Raw genomic sequence first — 23919 nt, 5'->3', positions numbered from 1 at the left:
CCATCGCCGGCAAGCCGGCGCCTACAGGGAAATGCGTAACCACTATAGGAGCCGGCTTGCCGGCGCTGACAATCCAAAGGTCGCAGCAGCAATCAAGCCTTGTTCAAAGCCTGCGCCGCCGCCAACACCGCATCCACATGACCCGGCACTTTCACGCCACGCCATTCCTGGCGCAGCACACCTTCGCTATCGATGAGGAAAGTGCTGCGATCCACGCCCAGGTATTCCTTGCCGTACAGCTTCTTCAGCTTGATCACATCAAACAGTTGGCAAACCGCTTCGTCCTTGTCGCTGATCAGCTCAAAGGGGAATTCCTGCTTGCCCTTGAAGTTCTCGTGAGACTTCACACTGTCACGTGACACGCCAAACACCTCGGTGTTGGCGGCCTTGAATGCCGCGTACTGGTCACGGAAACCCTGGCCTTCGGTGGTGCAGCCCGGGGTGCTGTCCTTCGGGTAGAAGTAGATCACCACCTGCTTGCCCTTGAGAGCGGCGAGGCTGAAGGTCTGGCCGCTGGTGGCCTGGGCTTCGAAATCGGCTACGGGTTTGTCGATGACTACCGCCATGAAAAAACTTCCTTACATTGGGTTCTGTGGGCGCCACGGCTCGATCAGTGCGTCGAGGTTCAAGGCATCGGCGAAGTCCAGGAACTGGTCGCGCAACCAGCTGATCTGCACGCCGGCCGGCAAGGTCACGGTGAACGTGGCGTTGAGCATGGTGCCGCCGGTTTGTGGCGCCTGGTAGGTGTCGCAGGTGAGGTTCTCCAGCTCGACGTTGTGGTCGATAAAGAACTGGCACAGCTCATTGACGATGTCCGAGCGGTAGGCCGAGCTCACGTACGCTACATAAGGCAGGGCCTGGGGACGGTTCTCCAGGGCCGCGCTGCGCACCACGTTGACGGTGAAGTCGTGCTTCTTGGCCAGGCCCGGCAAGCCGGTTTCCAGGCGCGCGAGGGCATCCCAGGTGCCGGAAATCTGCAGCACCAGCGCACTGCACTCGCCGTGGCGGGTCAAGCGGGAAGTCACGACGGCGCAGCGGTTTTCATGGCTGGCGCGGCACAGGACGTTGGTCAGCTCCATGGGGTTGGCGCCGAGGGCACTGATAACAAGGAATTGTTCGCGAACTGTGGGGGTGGACATGCAGCCTTCCTAAAACGATGAGCGGTCGATACTGTGAGGGCCGTATCGATCAAAGGATGAAGGGTAGCGAAAAGCGTCGCCAAGGGATAGGAGGTGGCGTTTTCATTGCGTGAACGGCGGAATTTTCTCGGGCTTGCGGCCGTACTTTGGCCCAATGATGGCATTGCCCGTCGTTTAGTTGCTCCGGAACGCATCGTCAGGCGGTACTTAGCTTGTACAAGCATCTTGGCGCCAGTACCATTACGGCTCTCTTTTTCCGGCAGGAGCGGTTGCATGATTGCGGGCAGTATGGTGGCACTGGTCACACCCATGGATGCACAAGGTCATCTCGACTGGGACAGCCTGGGCAAACTGGTGGACTTCCACCTGCAAGAAGGCACCAACGCCATCGTGGCGGTCGGCACCACAGGTGAATCGGCCACCCTCGATGTGGAAGAACACATCCAGGTGATCGAATTCGTGGTCAAGCGCGTCGCGGGCCGCATTGCCGTGATCGCCGGTACGGGCGCCAACTCGACGCGTGAAGCGATCGAGTTGACCAGGAACGCCAAGAAGGCCGGCGCCGATGCCTGCCTGCTGGTGACCCCGTACTACAACAAGCCGACCCAGGAAGGCCTGTACCAGCACTTTCGCACCATTGCCGAAGCCGTGGACATCCCGCAGATCCTCTACAACGTACCCGGCCGCACTGCCTGCGACATGAAGGCCGAGACCGTGATCCGCCTGTCCACCGTGCCGAACATCATCGGCATCAAGGAAGCCACCGGCGACCTGCAGCGCGCCAAGGACATCCTCGCCGGCGTGAGCAGCGACTTCCTGGTGTATTCCGGTGACGACGCCACTGCTGTCGAGCTGATCCTGCTGGGCGGCAAGGGCAACATCTCGGTCACCGCCAACGTGGCCCCGCGTGCCATGAGCGAAATGTGCGCCGCCGCCATCGCCGGCGACGCCGTGACCGCCCGCGCGATCCACGAGAAGCTGATGCCGCTCAACAAGACACTGTTTATCGAATCCAACCCTATTCCCGTGAAATGGGCGCTGTTCGAGATGGGCCTGATGCCGGACGGTATCCGTCTGCCGCTCACCCGCCTCAGCGACGCCTGTCACGAACCGCTGCGACAGGCCCTGCGCCAGTCCGGCGTCCTGGTTTAATTGAGGAAGCACTACGCATGAAGCGATTGGCCGGACTTTCCGCACTTGCCTTGATTATCTCCAGCACCAGTGGCTGCGGTTGGATCTGGGGCCCGGAAGGCTACTTCCGTGACCGCGGCAGCGATTACCTGGAAGCACAAGCAACCAAACCGATGCAACTGCCGCCGGACGTCAATGTCGCCAAGCGCCTTGACCCGTTGCTGCCGATTCCACGCAACGTGGCCGACGACACCACCAAGGGTGAGTACGTGGTACCACGTCCACAGCCGATCTCGGCCGTGGCGGATGCCAGCGACTACAGCCTGCAGAAGAGCGGCGATTCGCGCTGGATCATGGCCCAGCGTCCACCAGCCGAAGTCTGGCCGGTGGCGGTGCAGTTCTTCCAGGACAACGGCTTCCGTATTGAAGAGCAGCGTCCACAGACCGGTGAATTCACCACGGCATGGCAGCACAGCAGCGAACTCTCCGCCAGCATGGCCAAGCGCCTGCAGGCCGGTGGTGTAGCCGCTGACAGCGAAGCCCGAGTGCGTGTGCGCATCGAGCCTGGCGTGCAGCGCAATACCAGTGAAGTCTACGTCGTCAGCGCCGAGCGTCCTGCCGGCAGCACCGCCAACGTCGATTTCACCAACCGTTCGGTCAACACCGGTGTCGACTCGGCACTGGTCGACGAGATGCTGGCCAGCATGAGCCGCATTTCCGAGAAGGGCGGTTCCGTCTCCCTGCTCGCCGCACGTGATTACGACACCCCGAGCCGCGTCAGCCTCACCGAAGACGGCAGCGGCAACGTGGTGCTGAACCTGGGTGAAGACCTGGACCGTGCCTGGGCCAGTGTTGGCCGTGCCTTGGAGCAGGGTCCATGGCGCGTTGAAGACATCAACCGCAGCCTGGGCCTCTACTACATCAACGTGGCTGAAAAAGCCGAGCGCAAAGATGAAGAGCCAGGTTTCTTCGGCAAATTGTTCGGCAGCAAGCCGACCAAGGAAGAGATCGAGACCCGCGCCGAGCGCTACCAGGTTCGTTTGAGCAAGGTTGGCGAAAGCGTACAAGTCACCGTCGAGAAGAACATCAATACCGTTGCGCCAGCTGAAACAGCGCGGAAAGTGTTGGGCGTGATTCAGGACAACCTGGGCTGATCCGATGCGTTTTGCCGTTCTCGGCAGCGGTAGCCAAGGGAACGGCACGCTGGTCGCTCATGACGACACGTACGTGCTGGTGGATTGTGGTTTCTCGTTACGGGAAACCGAGCGGCGCCTGCTGCGCCTGGGGGTTCACCCCACGCAGCTGAACGCGATTCTGGTGACCCACGAACATGCCGACCACGTGCATGGCGTGGGTTTGCTGTCTCGGCGCTACAATCTTCCGGTGTACCTCAGTCGCGGTACCTTGCGCGGGATGCGCAAACCGATTGAACCCGCAGGTTTCCTGGCCGGTGGCGAGCAACTGCAGATCGGTGCGTTGAGCATTGATGTGATTGCCGTGGCGCACGACGCCCAGGAACCGACGCAGTATGTATTCAGTGATGGCGAGCGGCGTTTCGGCGTGCTCACCGACCTGGGCTCCTACTGCGCCAAGGTGCTGGACGGTTACCGGAACCTCGATGCATTGATGATCGAATCCAACCACTGCCGGGACCTGCTGGCTCGCGGTCATTACCCCTACTTTCTCAAGCAGCGGGTCGGTGGCGAACTGGGACATTTGAACAACCACCAGGCGGCGTACCTGGTGTATGAGTTGGGCTGGCAAGACCTGCAACACCTGGTCCTGGCCCACTTGAGCAGCAAGAACAACCTGCCGACGCTTGCCCGGCAATGTTTTGTCGACACCCTTGGGTGCGACCCGGACTGGCTGCAACTGGCCGATCAAGATTCAGGGCTCGACTGGCGACACATCGCCTAGCCCACCTCACTCAAAGCGGAGCCCATCATGGAAAAACGTGAAGAACTCTACCGCGGCAAAGCCAAGTCGGTTTACAAGACCGACGACGCCAACCGCCTGATCCTGCTGTTTCGCAACGACACTTCGGCGTTCGACGGCAAGCGCATCGAACAGCTTGATCGCAAGGGCATGGTGAACAACAAGTTCAACGCCTTCATCATGCAGAAACTCGAAGCGGCCGGCATTCCGACCCAATTCGACAAACTGCTGGGCGACAACGAGTGCCTGGTCAAGAAGCTGGACATGATCCCGGTGGAATGCGTCGTGCGTAACTACGCCGCCGGCAGCCTGGTCAAGCGCCTGGGCGTGGAAGAGGGCCTCAAGCTCAACCCCTACACCTTCGAGCTGTTCCTGAAGGACGACGCCAAAGGCGACCCGTTCATCAACGAATCCCACGTCGTGGCATTCGGCTGGGGCACCGCTGAGCAACTGGCGCGCATGAAAGAGTTGTCCCTCAAGGTCAACGAGGTGCTGAGCAAGCTGTTCGACGACGCCGGCCTGCTGCTGGTGGACTTCAAGCTCGAATTCGGCGTATTCCACGATGGCTCCATCGTCCTCGGCGACGAATTCAGCCCGGACGGCTGCCGCCTGTGGGACAAGGACACCAAGAAGAAGATGGACAAAGACCGCTTCCGCCAGGGCCTCGGTGATGTGATCGAAGCCTACGAAGAAGTCGCCAATCGTCTCGGCGTACCGCTTTAATCGACGCAAGCATCTGATAGCACGGAAAAAAATCGCGTTTGGGGTTTGCTTCCGCGAAACACACTGTTATGATGCGCGCCGTTGGAGAGATGCCAGAGTGGCCGAATGGGACGGATTCGAAATCCGTTGTACCTTCACCGGTACCTAGGGTTCGAATCCCTATCTCTCCGCCATTACATAGAAAAAGCCCCGTAGCTGAACAAGCTACGGGGCTTTTTCGTTTCTGCGGTTTGATCAGCTCGGCTGGGCCACCAGGCTATTACTCACACGACGCCCCAGTACCAGCACCGTCACGAACCCACAGCCCACCAACGCCGTGGCCAGGCTCAGCAGCACCGCGCTGCCCATCTGGTCGACAATCCGGCCGCCGAAGAACGAGCCCAGGGCGATGATCACCTGGAACAAGGCGACGAACAGTGGCATGCCGCGTTCGACATCCTTGGGGGCCACGACAAACATCCAGATACTTGCGCAGGCCGGGAAGGCGCCGAAGGCGAAGCCCCAGAGGGCGATCAGCATCGCTGCGCCGGTCATGCCGGTGGCGAAGTAGGGGAACAGGGCGGTGCTGGTGCCGATCATTAGTGCGACCAACAGCAAGGTGTGGCGCACGCTGCGGTTGGCGGCGAAGCCGGCGAAGACATTACCCATGACCCCGGCCACGCCGTAGAGCAGCAACAGTGAGCCAATCGTCGGTCCGTCAAAGCCCGAACTGTTTTTGAAGAAGGGCGCGACGTAGGTGTAGGCGGCGAAGTGCGCCAGGCCGATCAGCAGGACGGCGATCAATCCGACCCGTGCTTGCGGGTTGATGAACAAGGCGGGCAGGTCACGCACTTGAATGGCCTTTTCCGGCTTCAGGCGGGGCAGCAGGAGGACTTGCGCGAGCAGCACCGGCACGCCGACCAGCGCGGTGACCAGGAAGGTCATGCGCCAGCCCATCAGGCCGCTGAGCCAGGTGCCCACGGGGACGCCGAGTACGGTGGCCAGGGTCACGCCCATCATGATGATCGAGGTGGCCTTCGCGACGCCCACGCCCTTGGGGGCGAGGCGGCCGCTGAGGGCGATTGCCGTGGCCCAGAAGCCGCCGATGCTGATACCCAGCAGGACACGGCCGAACAGCAGGAGGCTGAAGTCGCTGGCGTAAGCCACGACCGAGTTGGCGATGATCATGATCAGCGTCAGGCCGATCAGCAGATAACGACGGTCCATGGCGCCAATGCTGACAGACAGCAACGGGGCGGCGAGGGCGGCCATGATACCGGGCAGGGTCACCATCAGGCCGGCGTGCCCGGCACTGATGCCGAGGTCGCTGGCGACGTCGTTGAGGACGCCCACCGGCAGAAACTCACTGGTGACCAGGGCAAAGGCGCCCACGGCGACCGAGAGAATCGCCAGCCACTGCTGTTTGACACTCTGTTGATTATGTTCGGGACGGCCGCTGGGGGCCTGGCTCGCGCTTGGCATGGTGCTGGATTCCAGAAGGGGAATGTCGCCTGAAGTCAGGCGAGGGGGAGGGAAAGTGGAGGCGATTATATGAATCGGCTCTGGCAATCACACAGGCGCTCGTTTCGATAATAACCATCAGTGCAATCGATTCGACGCCCCTACAGGACGGTTGGGTTTTTCTTACCTGCATCTCCAACGCTGCCTACAGGCAATGCATTGCGACCCGTGGCGTTAGTCACTATCTTGGGCCCCACGGTTTTTCAGGTAGAAATTCCCACACTGCATAGGAAATGCATCATGAGCAAAAACACGAAAAAAACCTCCGACAAAATGGCCACGCTGGCCGCGCACACCCTCACTGATCCAAACGCCTCGGCCATTGCCAAAAGCCTGGCGGCGTCTGCATTGGCCCAGAGCGGTACCGACAAGCAGACCAGTGCCGACATGGAGGAAAAAGCCGGGAAGGCCCTCCAGAGCGGCCACTACAGCGAGAAAACCAAATCCCTGGCCGCCTCGGTGCTTTCCCAAGCCAATAAAGAGCGCGGCAACTGAGTTACACGTCATGAAAAAAGCCCCGCAGCTGAACACGCTGCGGGGCTTTGTTGTTTTAGCCGTGTGGTTCAAGCGCTCCGGAGTCAGCCTAGCTGCGCAGTGGCGCGGTCAAACCACAAACTTCGCAATCATCGTATTGAGGTCCACCGCCAGGCGCGAAAGCTCCTGGCTGGCGGCGGTGGTCTGATTGGCGCCGGCGGCAGTCTGGGCGGACAGATCGCGGATATTCGTCAGATTGCGGTCCACCTCACGGGCCACCTGCGCCTGTTCTTCGGATGCACTGGCGATGATCAGGTTGCCTTCGGTAATTCGGGTGATTGCATGGGTGATCCGTTCCAGCGACTCTCCCGCACTGTGGGCTACGGTCAGTGTCGCGCGTGCCCGTTCATTGCTGCTGTGCATCGCCGATACCGCCTGGGTCGAACCTTTCTGCACGCCGCCGACCATCTGCTCGATTTCCTGGGTCGATTGCTGGGTTCGATGCGCGAGGGCGCGGACTTCGTCGGCCACCACCGCGAAACCACGTCCGGCCTCACCGGCTCTGGCGGCCTCGATGGCAGCGTTCAGTGCCAGCAGATTGGTTTGTTCGGCAATGGCGCGGATCACGTCCAAGACTTTGGTGATGTCCTGGACGCTGTCGGCCAAACTCTGGATTTCCTCGGTTGCCGACGTCACTTCTTCGGCCAGCAAGGAGATCGACTCCACGGTGTCCATCACGTGACTGCGACCATTGCCCGCCATGGCGTCACCCTCGCGCGAGGCGTCGGCGGTGCTGATGGCGTTGCGCGCGACTTCGTCCACCGCCGCCGTCATCTGGTTGACGGCCGTGGCCGCCTGCTCGATTTCACCGTTTTGCTCGTGCAGTGCCCGTGTCGATTCCTCGGTAACGGCCGAGAGTTCTTCGGCCGCCGAGGCCAGTTGATTGGAGGAGTCGGTAATCTGGTGGATGGTTTCACGAAGGTCAGATTGCATGGTTTCCAACGCACGCAACAGCTGGGCAGGCTCGTCCTTGCCCTCGACCACAATCGACACGGTCAGGTCGCCTTTGGCCACTTGCTCGGCGATGCGTACCGCTTGGTGCAACGGCAGCACGATGCTGCGGGTAAACAGAGTGGCGAGGAGTGCGGTAAGGAGTGTCGCCAGCACCATGGCGACGAACACCCACTTTACGGCGCTGTGGTACGTGGTGTCGGAACTCGTCGCGGCGTTGTCGGCTTCCTCGATATTGATCGCCAGCAGACTGGCCAACTCGGACCCAAGCCTGTCGCCCAGGGCGATCAGTTCGCCGTTGAGCAAGGCGATCGCTGCGGGGCGCTCGCCGTGTGCGGCCAGGTTCAATACCTCTTGCTGAACTTGCAGGTACTGCGCCTGGACCGACTTGAAACGCTCGAAGCTGGCCCGTTCGGCGTCCGCGGCGAGTTTGCCGGCGTACTGCGTGTTGTCCGCCTGAATCTTCTCGCGCAGCTGCGAAAAAGCTCGCTGGCTGGCTTTCACCTGTTCCGAGTTGTCCAGCAGCATGACGCGGTAAGTCGCGACACGTATCTCGGACATGGTGGTTTGCAGGTCGCCCAGGGCCAGAATGCTCGGCAGCCAGTTTTTATCGACTTCATCCGACTGGCTGGCCATATCGCGCATCTGGCTCAGAGAGAACAAGCCAAGCAACACCACGAGCAGTCCGACCAGGCCAAAACCACAGGCCGAACGCAGCGCTATTTTCATCTTTCTTAAACTCATGAACTCCCCCGGTGAACGGAAAAAGAGTGGCCGCAGCGCTGCCTTGTCCACGTGAAATCGCAGGAGGCAGTCGTTACACCACGCGGTTGGTTTGGATTTTTTAACCGTGCAGCCAGGCCCGGCGGGCAGCGCCAGGCATCATGGCGAGTGCGGTATGGCCGCGTTTCTGTCGAGCAGCCAGGGCAGCAGGCTGTGCGCGGGCATGGGACGAGCCAGCAGGTAGCCCTGGCCCGTCTCGCAACCCAGGTGGAGCAGGATGTCGCGTTGTTCAGTGGTTTCGATGCCCTCGATCACCACCTCAATACTCAGCTCGCGGGCGAGTGACAACACGCTGGAAATCGCCGCGCGACTGCGCGGTTCCGACGACAAGTCGCGGATAAATTCGGCATCTATTTTTATTTCGTTGAACGGCAGGCTGCACAGGCGCTGCAATGAGGAATAGCCACCACCAAAGTCGTCGATGGATAACCCACAGCCCATCAAGCGCAGGCGCACCATGTTCTCAAGGCTGATGGAGCCCGGATCGAGCCTGCCGGTTTCGGTCATCTCAAACGTCAGGCTGGACCCCGGTGCGTCGAAGCGTTTCAGCAGCAGGGCGATGTGCGCACTCATCTGCGGGTTGGCAAACTGGCTCGCATTGACATTCACCGCGAAGGTGAGTGGCACCGCGTTGGCCAGCGCCTCCTTGCGCAGCGTCAGGCATTGATCAATCTGGCGATACAACAGACTGTCCAGCAGGCCATGGCGCTCCAATACCGGAATAAATGAAGCGGGTGGCAGGATGCCCCGCTCGGGATGGTTCCAGCGTGCAAGCGCCTCCACGGAGGTGACCTGCAGTGTCCGCATAGCGAATTTGGGCTGGTAGAAGACCTCCAGTTCACCGTTCTCCAAGGCTCCCAGCACCTGGTGTTCGCTGGTCACGCGGGTGACATGCAGTGGGTAAGCGTGGAGCGGATCATGGTCAAGGTACTGGCTCGCGAGTCTTTTCACGTCTTGCGCATGCATGGGCTTGCACAGCTGGCCGAGGACGCGCAGGCCGAGCAATGTCGCCATATGGCTGATGGCTTGGCGCAAGTCCAGGGCAATGCTGCTGGTGATGACCACCGATTTAAGCGCGTGTCGTTGGCTGGCACGGCGCAGGAAAGTAATACCGTCCATGCCCTCCATGCGGATGTCGCAAAAAGCGATGTCGACCGGTCCATTGCGCTCCAGCAACTGCAGCGCCTCCCAACCCTCGCGGGCTTCAAGAATGCGCGTACAACCCAGGTGCGCGAGGAGTGTGACCGCATAACGGCGCTGTACGGGCTGGTCCTCCAGCACCAGGACGCGAAGTGTGGACATTGGCATCTGAAGGGCTCATCGAAATTCTAAGGCGCCAGCTTGCCAAAGAGTGATGGCCTTTTAATCTCGAAAACCCTTACGTCTTTGCAAGAAATTTCTTAAGCAGATACCGGTCGAGAATCGCCCCGCAGCAAATCCAGAAGCCGCCGCATACAGATTTCCACCGCCTGCACCGAGGTGCTCAGGTGCATTTGCGCGGCCTCATTTGTGCAATTGGCTTCAAGGTGCTCGCAGGTGAGGATCAATTGCTCGTAGCGGATGAGCCTCGCCCCGCCTTTTACCCGATGAGCCAAGTGAGCCAGGGATTGGCGGTCATCGCGCGCCAGCAGTTCGGTGAGCTGATGCAGGTCGGCGCGGGTGCTCGATATCAGTTCTTCGCGCAGCGTTTGCAGCGCCGATGACTTGCCCAGTGTCAGCGTTTTCAACTGCGCGTCGAGTGATGCGGGGGTCAGCTCTGCACCCGTTTCATCAATGAAGTATGCCGTTTGCAGAGGCTGCAGCCGAGCGTTCAGTTGCTCCAGGCTGATGGGCTTGAAGAGGCAGTCATCCATGCCGGCCTGCAGGCAACGCTGTTTTTCCTCGGCGACCGCGTTGGCGGTGAAGCCCAGCAGCAAACACCCAGGTTCGCCCCGCGCGTGTTCGGCCTGGCGAATGGCCTGGGCCAATTGGTAGCCGTTCATGCCGGGCATGTCGCAGTCTGTCACCACCACATCGAACGGTTGCGCGTTCCACAACGCCAGGGCTTGAATGCCATCGCTGGCCTCCTGAACCGCGTGACCCAGGTACGCGAGTTGTTGTGACAGCACCAGGCGATTGGCGGTGTAGTCGTCCACGATCAGCACGTTCAACGGCAGGCCCGGGACGATGTCCAGGGGCGCGCCAGCCTGCGGGGACGGCGCGTCTGTGCCCGGGAGTTCAAGCTTCAGGGTGACGCGGGTGCCTTTGCTCGGCACGCTGGACAACGCCAGGCTGCCGCCCATCAACTCGATCAGCGACCGGCTGATGACCAGGCCCAGGCCCGAGCCTTGTTGCTGATTGCCGGCCTGGCTGAACGGCGAGAACAGTTGCTGCTGATCGGCTTCGCAGATGCCCACGCCGGTGTCCACGATACTCACCGATAACTGCAGCGGGTGAGTACCGTTGGCAGATTGCGCATGCGCGGTAATGCGCACTTCACCCACGGGGGTGAACTTGATCGCGTTACTCAGCAGGTTGGCGATAATTTGTTTGAAGCGCATGGCGTCAATCAGCACATTGCGGTCCAGGGCCGGATCGATGTCCAGGACCAGGGCAATGCCCTTTTCACGCGCCAGGCCATCGAACACACGTGCCACCGAGTTCAAGAGCTGGAAGGGGTTGGCACTTTCGGGCGTCAGGCGCTGGCGGCCGGACTCGATCCGGGCGATGTCGAGTACATCGCCGATCAGCGCCAGCAGTTCCTTGGCGGCACCCGATGCAACATCGATGGCGGCCCGGTCGAACAGGCCTTGTTCCGATTTGCGCGCGGCCATTTCCAGCATGCCAAGCACCGCGTTCATGGGGGTGCGAATCTCGTGGCTCATGGTCGCCAGAAAGGTGGTCTTGGCCCGGTTGGCATTGTCTGCCTCGCGCTTTGCCGTGTGCAGTTCCTCCACCAGGCGCTGGCGGTCACTGACGTCGACCCAGCCACCGATCAAGCCGTCGACACGGCCCTCACTGCCGCGAAAAGGCAGGATCCAGTGATAGATCGTGAGGACTTCACCGCTGGGCAACACGATCTGGCGATCACGTAGCATCGGTTCATCGGCGTCCATCACCGCGAGGTAGTCGCGGTGATATTCCAGGGCCTGCTCTTCGCTGGAGAGCAGGCTTTGCATCACGGTGGTGCCCAGCAGCTGTCGCTCGTCCTCGACACCGAAGACTTGCCGGTAAGCCTTGTTGCACAGCAGCAGGCGCGCCTGGCGGTCCCGCACATAGGTGGGGTGGGGCGTGCCGTTGATCAGCACACGGTCAAATTCAAGCCTGGCGCTCAGTGCTCGTTCGGCGAGTTTGCGGCGCAGGACCTGACGGCGCAGCAATACAATCCACACACACGCGCTCAGCAACAGCCCGGCTGCCAGCGCAAAACCCTGCAGGATCGCCGTCCGGTGTTTGGCCCAGTAGCTGTCGTCGAGGACCAACGGGCTGCGCCAGCGATTGGTCAGTTCGTCCATTTCTTCAGGCGAAATGCTCAGCAGGGCCTTGTTGAGGATCGAGAGCAGGATCGGCGAGGAACGGTCCACCGCAAATGCCAGCTGCGCGGCACGGGCGCCGACGGTTGCGCTGATCCTCAGTTGGTCAGGGTAATTTCGGCTAATCAGATAACGTGCGCTGACCAGCGTGCTGACGCTGGCGTCCACGCTGCCTTTGGCAAGCAACGAAAACGCGTCGTCAAGACTTTGCGCCTCGACGATCTGCACCTGCGGGAACTGGCGTTCAATCATCTCCCTGCTGGCATTGCCCTTGATGATCGCCAGGCGTTTTCCCGACAGGTCCTGCAAGCTGTTCGGACTGTTTACCCGGTTACGCGTGACCAGTACAAACGGCGTGGACAGGTACGGGCGGCTGAAGCTCACGCGCGCCTGCCGATCGATACTGGGGGTCAGCGCCGCCAGCAGATCGGCGTTGCCCTGGTTGACGCGGGTGATCATTTCATCGACCGAGCCGCCTTTTTGCGGGTCGAATTTCAGTCCGGTCCTGAGGCTGATCTTGGCGATTACATCGGCACTCAGGCCCCTGAAACGTTGCTGTTCATCAAAAAACGTAAACGGTAGAAAGTCTTCATTGATGATCACTTTGAGCCGTGGATGTTGTGCCAGCCAGCGTTGTTCCTCGACGCTGAACTGCACTTGATGAGTACCGGAAATACTGACGCCGCCGGCATTCCAGCGACGCGCGATAGCCATCTGTTCAGTTGAGGGGATCGCGCGAAGGGCGGCGTTGACCAGGTGCAGCAGCGGCGTGTTCTGGCGAGTCGCGGCGAACGAGAAATTGTTGACCTCCATGCGCGAAAAATCCACCAACTGCACATTGTTCAGGTAACTCTTGTTGATCAGGTAACTGGCCGTCACCGAGTCGCCCAAGTAAAGATCTGCCTTGGAAAACGCCACTGCACCGACGGCATTGAGGATGGAGGGGTAGAGTTTGAAGGTGGCGTGCGGGTAGAACGCTTGCACGGTGTTCAGCGGCAGGTAATGGTCGACCATGGCCACCGTTTTACCGGCCAGGGTCGGATCGAGCAGGGGCGAATCGTTGCTGCGCGCCACCAGCGTCGGTTGGTCCAGGGTGTACGGCTCTGACAGCCGAAGGTCCGGGTCTGCGGCTTCAAAGCCATTTGCAGAAGCCAGCAGGTCGATCTCGCCGCGTTTGAGCGCCTGGATCACCTCGGGTCGGCTAGGGTAGCGCTGCACCTGGATTTGCACCGCCAGCAATTGGCCGATGAGTGCCAGGTAATCCGCACTGATACCCTCGAACTCATTGCTGTGGTTGGTGATATCAAACGGTGGATAGTCAGGTTCGGAGGTGCCGACACGCAGATGCTTTTTACTGCCCAACACTTTCAGGTCGGCGGGGCTCAGGTGCAACTCGCTGTCCGACAGTATCGATCTGCCCAGCACCGTCAATGTGACGGGCGAACCCGCCGCCCATGCCACGTGAACGCCTGCCCAGAACATCAGCATGGCTGCGAGCAACTTCAAATCAAAGGTCCTTAATGCAGAGGGAAAAGGGTGCGGTAGCAGCATAACGCTATTGTCCGGAAGGCGCGTAACTCGTCCGGATTTGAGTAGTGGCATTAAAGCATTATGGTACATTGTCGACATAATTGCCGACGAAGCACCACTAAACACCGAGGAAGCCTGCAGATGTATAAAGTCCTGGTGGTCGATGACCACCCCTTTATCAGGACCGCGCTGCGCACGCTGGTGAGTGAGGAAGGCTATGAGGTGGTGGGCGAAACGGACAACGGCGTCGACGCCATCAGCCTGGTCCGGCAACTGACCCCGGACCTGGTGTTGCTGGACATCACTATGCCGCGCCTGGACGGTATCGCGGTCATCGAACGCATCCGTGCCCTCGAGTTGAATACGCGGATCATCGTGCTCACCTCGCTGTGCTCGGAACACTACGCCACGCGTTGCATCGGCGCCGGCGCTTCAGGATTCATCAGCAAGACCGATGAGTTGAACGTGCTCGCGCTGGCCATGAAAACGGTAATGAGCGGCTACGTTTATTGTCCGGAAGCGGTGATGGGGTTTTCGAAGAAAAACGCATTGGCAGTGGATGAGTCGCAGCTTATTTCCTCGCTGTCCAACCGTGAGCTTTCCGTGTTCCAGCAGCTTTCCAGAGGCATGAGCAACAAGGATATTGCGCAGAATATTTTGCTCAGCAGCAAGACGGTGAGTTGCTACAAGGCGCGCTTGATGACAAAGCTGAATGTGAAATCGGTGGTGGATTTGGCGGATATCGCCAGGCGCAACAACCTTATTTGAAGCGTTATCGAATCTGCCCCGCACCACGGTGCAGGGTTGCTTGCCCAGAGGGTTTGCGGCCGCTGAAATAAAATCCTCGCCCCACCGAATAACTTCCCCTCCTGCGGTGTTCACTCCACAGACCACCCAGGAAGCGCCCATGAACACACCTGTCGACCGCTACGACCGCCTGACCCGCACCTTCCACTGGCTGACCGCTGCCGTGGTGATCTTCATGTTCGCCAGTGCGCATATCTGGGAAAACCTGGAAAAAGGCACGCCGCTGCGCAAGGGCCTGCAGTCGGTGCATATCTCCCTGGGCATTGCCCTGGCGGTACTGATCGTCGCGCGGATCGCGTGGCGGCTGTCTGGCGGCACCCGGCTCAAGGCCGACAGTCACCCGGCGCTTAACCTGCTGGCGAAAATGGCGCATGGTTGCCTGTACCTGTTGCTGCTGGCGCAGATTGTCCTGGGGTTCCTGTTTCGTTGGGCACAGGGCGAGCCATTCAACTTTTTCGGACTGTTTTCAGTTCCCGCGCCGTTTGCGATTGATCACGCATGGCGCGGCACGCTGGGCGGTCTGCATGACACCGTGGCGTGGGCGATCATCGGGCTGGCTGGCCTGCACGCCTGTGCGGCGCTGTGGCACCACAGCATCAAGCGTGACAACACGCTGCGCCGCATGCTGCCCGCCCCACGGGACGCTGTTTGAAGTGATGTTTGCTGCTGTATCTCCCCATCGTTACGGAGCACGACAACCATGAAGACTCGCCACCAACACCCCATTACTTATCGCACCGCGCTGCTCTTCGGTGCCTGCCTGGCTGTCGCCTTGCTCGCAGGCCAGGCCCGGGCTTCCGGCGATGAATCAGCGCCGCCCAAGCCGAACTGTCCGAAGGGCCAGGTGTGGGACACCAAGACCGGCAAGTGCGTGCTGCAAACCAGCAAGGCAACGTCGGATGCCGATCGGACCGACTACGCCTACCGCCTGGCCAAGGACGGGCGCTATGAAGAAGCCCTGGCCTTGCTCAATACCCTGAGCAACCCCAACACCGCCAAGGCCCTCAACTACCGCGGCTACGCCACGCGCAAACTGGGGCGTACCGATGAAGGCATCGGCTATTACCTGCAGTCTGTGGCTTTGGACCCCAACTACGCCCAGGTCCGCGAATACCTGGGTGAGGCCTATGTGATCAAGGGCCGGGTGGACCTGGCCCAGGAGCAACTGCTGAAAATCAAGGCGCTGTGCGGCACCACCTGCGAAGAATATGAAGACCTGGCCGAGGCCATCACTGCCGCGCCCCAGGTATGACATCGGTGACTGAACGAGCAGGGGGCCGCCATTACTCGAGAGGCTGAGTTTCGTCGCGAATTGGGCCAGTTGTTGCCGCGTTTATGGCGATACGGCCTGGTGCTGTCGCGACAAAAGCACCTGGCCGAGGACCTGGTGCAGGCCACCTGTGTGCGGGCGCTGGAGCGTGCCGGGCAATTTGTCGCCGGCACGCGGCTGGATCGCTGGTTGCTGGCGATCATGCACTCGATCTGGCTCAACGAGCTGCGCTCGCAGCGGGTTCGTCAGGGGCAGGGCTTTGTCGATGCAGAGCAGGCGTTGTCATTCGATGGCGAAAGCCAGGCCCAGGATCACGTGCTCGCCGCGCAAGTGATCAAGCGGGTCAACGGGTTGCCCGAAGCGCAACGAGAAACGGTTTTTCTGGCGTATGTCGAAGGGCTTTCATACAAGGAAATTGCCGATGTCCTGCAAATACCGGTCGGCACAGTCATGAGTCGGCTCGCGGCTGCACGCGCCAGGCTGGCCGAGACGGCCCCGGCAAAAGCCCACGCGGAACACGCCAGTGGAGAACGCCGATGACTCACACACACTTGCCTTGCGATGAGCAGTTGGTGGCTTATCTGGATGGAGAACTGGATGCCGACCAGCGCCGGGTCATCGCCGACCAGATCCACACTCACCCTGCGGTCGCTGCGCGCCTGGAGGTGCTGCGGTGCGCTGATATGCCGTTCAAGGACGCGTTCGACAGCGTGCTGGATCAAGCGCCGACCGCTCGCCTGCAGTCGATGCTCAACGCCTTGCCGCCGGCAGCGGTCCCCGCCTTGAGTCGCCGCCGTTTCCTCGCCGTGGCCGCAGGTTTCGCGGTGGCCGGCGTGGTCGCCGATCGCCTGTTCCTGGCCTGGCCGCGTGGGGAACCCGGCCAGGGCTGGCGCGCCTCGGTGGCTGAATACATGGCGTTGTACACGCCGCAGACCCTGGACAATCTCAGCGCGGACCCGGCTGCCCACCTCGCGCAACTCAGCGCGGTGGGCACGCAACTGGGCCTGCCGTTGTCGCCTGCTGCCGTGGCCTTGCCCGGCGCCGAGTTCCGGCGGGCGCAGAGCCTGGACTATGACGGCGTGATCATCGGCCAACTGACCTACCTGGATCCCCGCCACGGTCCACTGGCGCTGTGCATCACGGCCAACAAAAGAGCCCCGGCGACTTTCGCCACCGAGCAGCGCCGAGGCATGAACGTGGTGTATTGGGCCAGCGCGTCCCATGCCTTCATGCTGATCGGCCGAAACCCTTTCGAAGATTTGCAGATCATGGCCAGCAGCGTCGAGCGCAGCTTGCCGGCCTGATCTCAGTGACGGGTCTGCAGGGCGCGCCAACGCGTGGGCGTGGTGCCTTCCCAGGTGCGAAACGCGCGATAAAACGAGTTGGTGTCTTCGTAACCGAGCAGGCAGGCGATCTCGTCTATTTCGATCGACGGCTCCGCCAGCAGATGGCGCACCACCTCCTGGCGGCTCTCCAGCAGCAATTGCCGAAAGCCCGTGCCTTCCTCGGTCATGCGCCGCTGCAAGGTGCGTTCGCTCAGGCCCAGTTCGCGGGCCACGTCGACCATCTCCGGGCGGCCACTGGCGAAGAGGCGCTTGAGGGTGCTTTTCACTTGGTGGCTGATCGTGGCCGGCGCGGTCGCTTCGGCCAACGCCGCTACCAGGGCCGGGTTCAGCAGGTCGAGCAGTTCCGGGTTATGGCCAGGGAAGGGCCGTTTGAGGTCGGCGGTATCGAGCACCAAGGCATTGCGCGCGGCACCGAAACGGATGGCACAGCCGAAAAACTCCGCCAGTGCCGGGCTGTTGCTCCGGGGGCGGGCCAGTTCGACACGGCGCGCCGTGATGTGCACCCCCGAGCCGCGCCGGCCCAGCTCGACAAACGTCGCAAACGCCGCGTCGATCAACAGCCGCGGTGGCGGCTGCTGGGTGCGCAGCCAGTCGAGGGTGACCGTGCAGGTCGCGCCGTCCTCGCTCACCTGCACGCGTTCGGGCGTACACAGTTGCTTGAAGCGTGCGAGGCGATGCAGGCCATCGCGAAAGTCACGGGCAATGAACGCGGCAAAACTGGACGGCGGCAGGGCGCTGCTGTCCAGCTGGGTGACCAGCAGGACGCCGGCCGCCGGGTCGGGATTGAGCACGCCTACGGCTTCCCACAGGCGAAAATATTCCTCGGTGCTGACGTGGCGACGATCACCGCGCTCGCCCAGGTGCAGGGTCATTGGCAGCCGTGCCTGGCGTAACACCGCTGCAGGCTCCAGCCCGATGGTTGTCAGGGCGTGCCAGAACACCTGCGGAATGTTGAAGCGCGATTGGCGTGCGTCAGACATGGACCACCTTTGTTTCAATCAATCGGAGGCTGACACACTGAGGTCATGCCATTTCTCGTCGGAAGCTGCCAGGTCCGCCGCCGCCCGCGCGGCATATTGCACCGCATCGCTGCCGATCAACAGGCGCAGGGGCGCGTCTTCACGCAGGGCCAGTTCGAGCACGATCTCGGCCACCCGCTCCGGCCCGGTCGGCAAAATGCCGGGGGAGTTGAGCAACTCAACCAGTGCACCGACACTTTGCTGATAGGGCGCACTGATCGGCGCAATCGTCATGGAGCTGCCCGACCAGTCGGTACGCATGCCACCCGGTTCCAGCACCGTCACCTGCACGCCCAGCGGGTTGACCTCTTGCGCCAGCACGGTTGAAAAGCCGCCCACGGCCCACTTGGCACTCTGGTACGCCGCCAGGCCCGCCATGCCAATCCGCCCGCCCAACGACGATACCTGAAAGATATGCCCGCGACCCTGGGCGCGCAGGATCGGTACCACGGCCTTGCTGACGTGCACGACACCATAGAAGTTGGTGTCGATCTGTGCCGAGAAGTCCTCCAGGGTGACATCCTCGACCGATGCCAGGTCGCCATACCCCGCGTTGTTGACCACCACATCCAGGCGACCGAAGTGCGCCACGGCGGCCTCCACGGCCTGTAGCACCTGCAGGTTGTCGGTCACATCCAGCTGCAGTGGGTAGATTGCGTCACCGTACTCGGCCACCAGTTCATCCAGTTGGCGGGGAGTGCGTGCAGTGGCCGCCACACGATCGCCGGCGCGCAAGGCCGCTTCGGTGATGGCGCGGCCAAGGCCACGGGAACTGCCAGTGATAAACCAGATCTTGGACATGCGAACACCTCTTCGTTTCGGGCGGCTAAAGCAGCCTGGGCACCCAGGATGGTCGATGAATGCGGTCCAGGCACTAGCAGAAGGGCGCCAAGTGACTTGCAAAAGACGCCAATTATTCGCGGGTCAAGCGCGCGGCCAGGCTCTCGATGAACACCGTCTCGGCCCGACTCATCTTCTGTTCACGATTCCACAACAGGTGAATGTCCACATCGGCGATCCCTTCATCGGGCGGCAGCCGCCACAGCAGCCCGTTTTTCACGTCCTCCGCCACCACATGGATCGGCAGGCACCCCAGGCCGAACCCGGCGATCACCAGGCGTCGCACTTCTTCCAGGCTGGAAGACGACGCCACGATGCGCCCGCTGAAGCCTTGCTGATCGCGAAAGATGGTCAGTGGCGAGAGCATCCCGCCGATCTGGTCGCTGGTGAAACTGACGAAGTTCTCCGACTGCAAATCACCTTCGGCCAAACCGGTACGGCCAAACAGCGGGTGGTGGCGCCCGCAAAAGAATGCGTAGCGTTGACGCAGGAACAGGTGCTGCTCCAGGCGCGGCTGCGGCCGGCGATTGAGGCTCAGTCCGAGGGTCGCGGTTTTTTCCAGCAGGGCGGCGACGATGTCGGAGCTGCGCATCACCTCGACCTCGAGGTCGACCCGCGGATGTTCGCGGTGAAAGCCCGTGAGGAAGTCATCAAAGGTCTCTGAGTTGATGCGGCTGATCATCAGCAGGCGCACTTTGCCGATCACTTCATCGCCGGGTTTTTGCAGGGCGTTGCTCATCTGCGAGACCTGGCCGTACATCTCGCCGGCGATGGCGAAAATCTGTTCGCCGGCTTCGGTCAGTACAAAGCGCGGGCCACGGCGCACGATCAGTTGGCAGTCGAGTTGTTCTTCCAGGCGTTTGAGCGCCTGGCTGATCGCCGGTTGCGTCAGGTGCAGGCGCGCGGCGGCGCGGCTGATGCTCAGCTCCTGGCCGATCACGCGAAAGGTGCGCAGCAGGTTCCAGTCCAGCCGGTCGTTGAGCAGCGGGTGAATATCGCGGCGGGGTTCGGACATGCGCGGGCTCGATCATAAGCAGGATTTATAATCGGAATAATAAATAGAAAATTGACTAATCATAGCCCCGAGACGAAAAATCCTCCTCGACAAGCGCCATCAGAGCGCCTGCGTTTGACCTTTCTCCTGCCAAAAAAATAACCAAAGGAGCCCGCCCATGAAGCCTTCCGCTTCGCCTCAGCCTCGCCGTGCTGCGGCCGCCGCTTTTATCGGCACCATGATCGAGTGGTACGATTTCTACATCTACGCCACCGCCGCTGCACTGGTGTTTGGCCAACTGTTTTTCCCTTCCGAAGACAAACTGTTCAGCACCATGGCCGCGTTCGGCACCTTCGCCGTGGGCTTCTTCGCGCGGCCCTTGGGCGGCATTGTGTTCGGCCATATCGGCGACCGGATCGGCCGCAAGAAATCCCTGGTGATCACCCTGGTGATGATGGGCGTGGTCACCGTCTGCATCGGCCTGTTGCCGACCTATGCGCAGATCGGCGCCGCAGCACCGGTCTTGCTGGTGCTGTTGCGGGTGGTGCAAGGCATTGCCGTCGGCGGCGAGTGGGGCGGGGCGGTGTTGATGGCCGGCGAGCACGCGCCGAAAGGGCGGCGTAACTTCTTCGCGTCCTTCGCGCAACTGGGCAGCCCGGCGGGGTTGATCCTGTCCCTGCTGGCGTTCAGCGCAGTCACCCGTCTGCCTGAAGAAGACTTGCTCAGCTGGGGCTGGCGCCTGCCGTTCCTCGCCAGCGCCTTGCTGCTGGTGGTCGGCCTGGCGATTCGCCTTGGCGTCAACGAGTCGCCGGAGTTCCTCGAAGACAAGGCCCTCGCGGAAAAAGCCCGGGCAATCAAGCAGGACCAGGCCCCGGTGATCGAAGTGCTGAAAACCGCCTGGCGCCCACTGTTGCTGTGCATCGGTGCCAATACCCTGGGGATTGCCGGGGTGTATTTCACCAACACCTTCATGATTGCCTACAGCACTCAGCAATTGGGCCTACCGCGCTCGCTGATTCTGGAGTGCCTGTTCTTCGTGGCAATCATTCAATTCTGTGTCCAGCCCCTGGCGGCCTGGGTGGCAGAGAAGGTTGGTGCTACGCGTTTCCTGTGTGCGATGACCGTGCTGGCAATGGCCTCGCCTTATCCGATGTTCGTGCTGGTGAGCAGTGGCCAGGCGCCGTTGATCATCCTCGGCATCGCCTTGGCAGTGGTGTGCATGGCCTCGTTTTATGCGGTGATCGCAGGCTTTGTCAGCGGCCTGTTCGAAACCCGTGTGCGCTACACCGCCATCTCCCTGGCTTATCAGGTGTGCGGTGCGCTGGCCGGTGGCCTGACGCCGCTGATCGGCACCTGGCTGGCCCACGAATACCAGGGCCAATGGTGGCCGATGGCAGTGTTCTACAGCCTGATCGCGGCGGTGTCGCTGGTGTGCGTATTGGCCTTGTCGCGCCGCCACGCCAGCGCGCACCGAATTGAAATGGCACAGAGTGCCTGAGGGAGATTGCAGCATGTTGAAGATTAACGGCGAACGCCTGTGGGCCAGCCTGATGGCCATGGCCGAGATCGGTGCCACTGCGCGCGGCGGCAGTTGCCGGCTGGCCTTGAGTGCCGAAGACCAGGCCGGTCGCGAGCTGTTCAGCCATTGGTGTAGCGCTGCCGGGCTGACCCTCAGCGTGGACGCCATCGGCAACCTCTTCGCCCGGCGCGCCGGCACGGACAAGGACGCCGCCCCGGTGATGATCGGCAGTCACCTCGACACCCAGCCAGAAGGCGGGCGCTTTGATGGCGTCTACGGCGTACTGGCCGGCCTCGAAGTGATCCGCAGCCTTGACGACCAGGGCATCCGGACCCGCAAACCGCTGGAGATTGTGGTGTGGACCAACGAGGAAGGCGCGCGTTTTACCCCGGCCATGCTCGGTTCGGCGGTATTCACCGGCAGCCTGGCGCTGGCCCCGGCGCTGGCCACGACCGATGTCGACGGTATCAGCGTGGCCGAGGCCCTGCGCGTCACCGGCTATAACGGTGCGCGCCCGCTGGGCGGCGCGGTGGATGCGTACTTCGAAGCGCATATCGAACAAGGCCCGATCCTGGAAGACAACGCCAAGAGCATCGGCGTGGTGACCGGCGGCCAGGCGATTCGCTGGCTCGATGTGCGCGTCGAAGGCATGGCCGCGCATGCCGGCACCACGCCGATGCCGCTGCGCAAAGATGCGCTGTATGGCGCGGCCCGTATGATCCAGGCGCTGGAGCAATTGGCCGCCGATTTTGCCCCCGAGGGCCTGACCACCGTCGGTGAGTTGAGCATTGCCAAATCGTCGCGCAATACCATTCCCGGCCTGCTGAATTTCACGGTCGACCTGCGTCATCACCGCGACAGCGCTATCGACGCCATGGAGCAACAGGTGCGCCAACAGTTGCAGGCCATCGCTGAACAACGCGGGCTCACCGTCACCGTCACCCCGCACTGGGTCAGCCCGGCCACGCCCTTCGACATCGAATGCGTGGCCTGCGTGCAAACCGCGGTGGATGCGCTGGGCTACAGTCAGCAACCAATCGTCAGCGGTGCAGGCCACGATGCCATCCACCTGGCGCGCTATTGCCCGACCGCGATGATCTTCATCCCGTGCGTCGGCGGCCTCAGCCACAACGAAGCCGAAGATGTGTTGCCCGAGGACGTGCGCCAGGGCACCGATGTATTGCTCAACGCCGTGTTGCAACGCGCCGGCCGGGCCGACTGACAACACCGTTCGGGAAGACTGAAGAAGCTCACCTGTGGGCAGCGTCTACCCGCAACCCTGTGTATTGAGGAGATTGCCATGCGTACTTTTTTCCACCCCGAACAACTGCTGCACCATCCACGCAGCTATTACTCCCGTGGCCAGATGCGCACGCCGCAGGAGGTCCCCGAGCGCGCGCGCAACCTGCTGCAGGCCGCGCAGACCCTTGGGTTCGACATCCAGCAGCCGGCCGACCACGGCCTTGAGCCGCTGCTTGCGGTGCACGGTGCGCCTTACCTGACGTTCCTGCAGGAAGCCCATCAGCGCTGGAAAGAAATCCCCGAAGACTGGGGCGACGAAGTCATGTCCAACATCTTCGTGCGCGAGCCCAACGCCCTGCGCGGCATCCTTGCCCAGGCCGCGCGCTACCTCGCCGACGGCAGCTGCCCGGTGGGCGAACTCACCTGGCGCTCGGCCTACTGGTCGGCGCAAAGCGCGGTTGCCGCCGCCCGGGACATTCTCGACGGCGCCCCGGCTGCCTACGCCTTATGCCGGCCACCGGGGCATCACGCGCGTTTCGAGGCGGCAGGCGGGTTCTGCTACATCAACAACGCCGCCGTGGCCGCGCAAGTGTTGCGCGGCGGCTTCCAGCGTGTTGCCGTGCTCGACACCGACATGCACCACGGCCAGGGCATCCAGGAGATTTTCTACACGCGCGACGACGTGCTCTACGTGTCGATCCACGGCGACCCGACCAACTTCTACCCCGGTGTCGCCGGCTTCGCCGAAGAGCGTGGCAGCGCGGCGGGTGAAGGTTTCAACCTCAACCTGCCGATGCCTCATGGCGCCAGTGAGGCCGTGTTCTTCGACAAGCTTGAAGTGGCGCTGAAGGTGCTGAAGGACTTTTCGGCCGATGTGCTGGTGCTGTCGCTGGGCTTCGATATCTACGAGTTGGACCCGCAGAGCAAAGTCGCGGTGACGCGCGAAGGCTTCGCGCGGTTGGGCGAATGCATTCGCGGGCTGGGCCTGCCGTGTGTGATCGTGCAGGAGGGCGGCTATCACCTGGAAACGCTGGACGCGAATGCGCAGGCGTTTTTCGATGGGCCACAGGCTTGGGTGAAGTAAGGCAGGAGTGACGTGGCACCTGCGTGACGATCTCGCGTTGTGATCGTCACGTGGCTTGTC

At 61.7% G+C, this 23919-nt stretch carries 22 protein-coding genes and 1 tRNA gene; 14 read left to right on the top strand and 9 right to left on the bottom strand.

Annotation, left to right across the window (positions count from 1 at the left end; genetic code table 11):
- Window positions 1-92: 92 nt before the first annotated feature.
- Window positions 93-566 carry a peroxiredoxin gene (locus tag QMX97_RS19200; RefSeq protein WP_025855402.1) on the bottom strand — a complete coding sequence of 158 codons (474 nt, stop codon included), beginning with the start codon at window positions 564-566 and terminating at the stop codon, window positions 93-95.
- 12 nt (window positions 567-578) lie between these two features.
- A complete protein-coding gene (locus QMX97_RS19195; RefSeq protein ID WP_003172487.1) occupies window positions 579-1139 on the bottom strand; it encodes a glycine cleavage system protein R in 561 nt (186 codons plus the stop codon).
- 273 nt (window positions 1140-1412) lie between these two features.
- Here QMX97_RS19195 and dapA point away from each other — a divergent pair, with 273 nt between their 5' ends.
- The 5 genes from dapA (at window position 1413) to QMX97_RS19170 (ending at window position 5101) form a co-directional block, all read left to right on the top strand.
- Window positions 1413-2291 (top strand): 4-hydroxy-tetrahydrodipicolinate synthase, encoded by an 879-nt coding sequence (gene dapA, locus QMX97_RS19190; protein WP_065899400.1) that lies wholly within the window; start codon window positions 1413-1415, stop codon window positions 2289-2291.
- Window positions 2292-2308: 17 nt separating this feature from the next.
- A complete protein-coding gene (bamC, locus tag QMX97_RS19185; RefSeq protein WP_065899399.1) occupies window positions 2309-3424 on the top strand; it encodes an outer membrane protein assembly factor BamC in 1116 nt (371 codons plus the stop codon).
- Window positions 3425-3428: 4 nt separating this feature from the next.
- On the top strand, window positions 3429-4187 hold the full coding sequence (locus QMX97_RS19180; RefSeq protein WP_213552008.1) for an MBL fold metallo-hydrolase: 759 nt from the start codon (window positions 3429-3431) through the stop codon (window positions 4185-4187).
- Window positions 4188-4214: 27 nt separating this feature from the next.
- The gene (purC, locus tag QMX97_RS19175; protein WP_016971341.1) at window positions 4215-4928 is read left to right on the top strand and encodes a phosphoribosylaminoimidazolesuccinocarboxamide synthase; all 714 of its coding nucleotides are present in this window, start codon (window positions 4215-4217) and stop codon (window positions 4926-4928) included.
- A gap of 83 nt (window positions 4929-5011) precedes the next feature.
- Window positions 5012-5101: transfer RNA gene (locus QMX97_RS19170), tRNA-Ser, on the top strand.
- Between the two features lie 61 nt (window positions 5102-5162).
- Here QMX97_RS19170 and QMX97_RS19165 read toward each other — a convergent pair.
- Window positions 5163-6389 carry an MFS transporter gene (locus QMX97_RS19165; protein WP_065899394.1) on the bottom strand — a complete coding sequence of 409 codons (1227 nt, stop codon included), beginning with the start codon at window positions 6387-6389 and terminating at the stop codon, window positions 5163-5165.
- A 279-nt stretch (window positions 6390-6668) separates the two neighbouring features.
- Between QMX97_RS19165 and QMX97_RS19160 the strand changes: the two genes are divergently transcribed.
- Window positions 6669-6923: a hypothetical protein gene (locus tag QMX97_RS19160; RefSeq protein ID WP_106804865.1), complete on the top strand. Its 255-nt coding sequence runs from the start codon at window positions 6669-6671 to the stop codon at window positions 6921-6923.
- Window positions 6924-7031: 108 nt separating this feature from the next.
- On the opposite strand, the gene QMX97_RS19155 is transcribed toward QMX97_RS19160, so the two are convergent.
- The 3 genes from QMX97_RS19155 to QMX97_RS19145 form a co-directional block, all read right to left on the bottom strand.
- The gene (locus QMX97_RS19155; RefSeq protein WP_282397400.1) at window positions 7032-8657 is read right to left on the bottom strand and encodes a methyl-accepting chemotaxis protein; all 1626 of its coding nucleotides are present in this window, start codon (window positions 8655-8657) and stop codon (window positions 7032-7034) included.
- 138 nt (window positions 8658-8795) lie between these two features.
- Window positions 8796-9998 (bottom strand): EAL domain-containing response regulator, encoded by a 1203-nt coding sequence (locus QMX97_RS19150; protein WP_282397399.1) that lies wholly within the window; start codon window positions 9996-9998, stop codon window positions 8796-8798.
- Between the two features lie 98 nt (window positions 9999-10096).
- Window positions 10097-13714: a transporter substrate-binding domain-containing protein gene (locus QMX97_RS19145; RefSeq protein ID WP_282397398.1), complete on the bottom strand. Its 3618-nt coding sequence runs from the start codon at window positions 13712-13714 to the stop codon at window positions 10097-10099.
- Between the two features lie 165 nt (window positions 13715-13879).
- Here QMX97_RS19145 and QMX97_RS19140 point away from each other — a divergent pair, with 165 nt between their 5' ends.
- The 5 genes from QMX97_RS19140 (at window position 13880) to QMX97_RS19120 (ending at window position 17119) form a co-directional block, all read left to right on the top strand.
- Window positions 13880-14506: a response regulator transcription factor gene (locus tag QMX97_RS19140; RefSeq protein ID WP_282397397.1), complete on the top strand. Its 627-nt coding sequence runs from the start codon at window positions 13880-13882 to the stop codon at window positions 14504-14506.
- Between the two features lie 139 nt (window positions 14507-14645).
- Window positions 14646-15197 (top strand): cytochrome b, encoded by a 552-nt coding sequence (locus QMX97_RS19135; protein ID WP_282397396.1) that lies wholly within the window; start codon window positions 14646-14648, stop codon window positions 15195-15197.
- Window positions 15198-15245: 48 nt separating this feature from the next.
- Window positions 15246-15797 carry a tetratricopeptide repeat protein gene (locus tag QMX97_RS19130; RefSeq protein WP_201143712.1) on the top strand — a complete coding sequence of 184 codons (552 nt, stop codon included), beginning with the start codon at window positions 15246-15248 and terminating at the stop codon, window positions 15795-15797.
- 60 nt (window positions 15798-15857) lie between these two features.
- Window positions 15858-16355, top strand: a complete 498-nt coding sequence (locus tag QMX97_RS19125; protein ID WP_282397395.1) for an RNA polymerase sigma factor — start codon at window positions 15858-15860, stop codon at window positions 16353-16355.
- Window positions 16352-17119, top strand: coding sequence for a transcriptional regulator (locus tag QMX97_RS19120; protein WP_201143713.1), 768 nt, complete (start codon window positions 16352-16354; stop codon window positions 17117-17119). Before QMX97_RS19125 ends, QMX97_RS19120 begins: the two co-directional genes overlap by 4 nt.
- Before the next feature lie 2 nt (window positions 17120-17121).
- Here the strand turns inward: QMX97_RS19120 and QMX97_RS19115 are convergent, their stop codons facing one another.
- From QMX97_RS19115 to QMX97_RS19105, 3 genes are all read right to left on the bottom strand, one after another.
- Window positions 17122-18141, bottom strand: coding sequence for an AraC family transcriptional regulator (locus QMX97_RS19115; RefSeq protein ID WP_282397394.1), 1020 nt, complete (start codon window positions 18139-18141; stop codon window positions 17122-17124).
- Window positions 18142-18159: 18 nt separating this feature from the next.
- Window positions 18160-18981 carry an SDR family NAD(P)-dependent oxidoreductase gene (locus QMX97_RS19110; RefSeq protein ID WP_262133946.1) on the bottom strand — a complete coding sequence of 274 codons (822 nt, stop codon included), beginning with the start codon at window positions 18979-18981 and terminating at the stop codon, window positions 18160-18162.
- A 112-nt stretch (window positions 18982-19093) separates the two neighbouring features.
- Complete coding sequence (locus QMX97_RS19105; protein ID WP_282397393.1) at window positions 19094-20035, bottom strand: LysR family transcriptional regulator; 942 nt, start codon at window positions 20033-20035, stop codon at window positions 19094-19096.
- Between the two features lie 157 nt (window positions 20036-20192).
- Here QMX97_RS19105 and QMX97_RS19100 point away from each other — a divergent pair, with 157 nt between their 5' ends.
- The 3 genes from QMX97_RS19100 (at window position 20193) to QMX97_RS19090 (ending at window position 23859) form a co-directional block, all read left to right on the top strand.
- The gene (locus QMX97_RS19100; RefSeq protein ID WP_106804858.1) at window positions 20193-21512 is read left to right on the top strand and encodes an MFS transporter; all 1320 of its coding nucleotides are present in this window, start codon (window positions 20193-20195) and stop codon (window positions 21510-21512) included.
- A 13-nt stretch (window positions 21513-21525) separates the two neighbouring features.
- Complete coding sequence (locus tag QMX97_RS19095) at window positions 21526-22755, top strand: Zn-dependent hydrolase (RefSeq protein ID WP_282397392.1); 1230 nt, start codon at window positions 21526-21528, stop codon at window positions 22753-22755.
- A gap of 78 nt (window positions 22756-22833) precedes the next feature.
- Complete coding sequence (locus QMX97_RS19090; RefSeq protein ID WP_282397391.1) at window positions 22834-23859, top strand: histone deacetylase family protein; 1026 nt, start codon at window positions 22834-22836, stop codon at window positions 23857-23859.
- Window positions 23860-23919 lie beyond the last annotated feature (60 nt).

Source organism: Pseudomonas sp. PS01298 (genome assembly GCF_029959745.1).
In the GTDB taxonomy this organism is placed as follows: Bacteria; Pseudomonadota; Gammaproteobacteria; order Pseudomonadales; family Pseudomonadaceae; genus Aquipseudomonas; species Aquipseudomonas aylmerensis.
The sequence above is the reverse complement of the archived record's forward strand: the minus strand, read 5'-3'. Positions and strand labels throughout refer to the sequence as shown.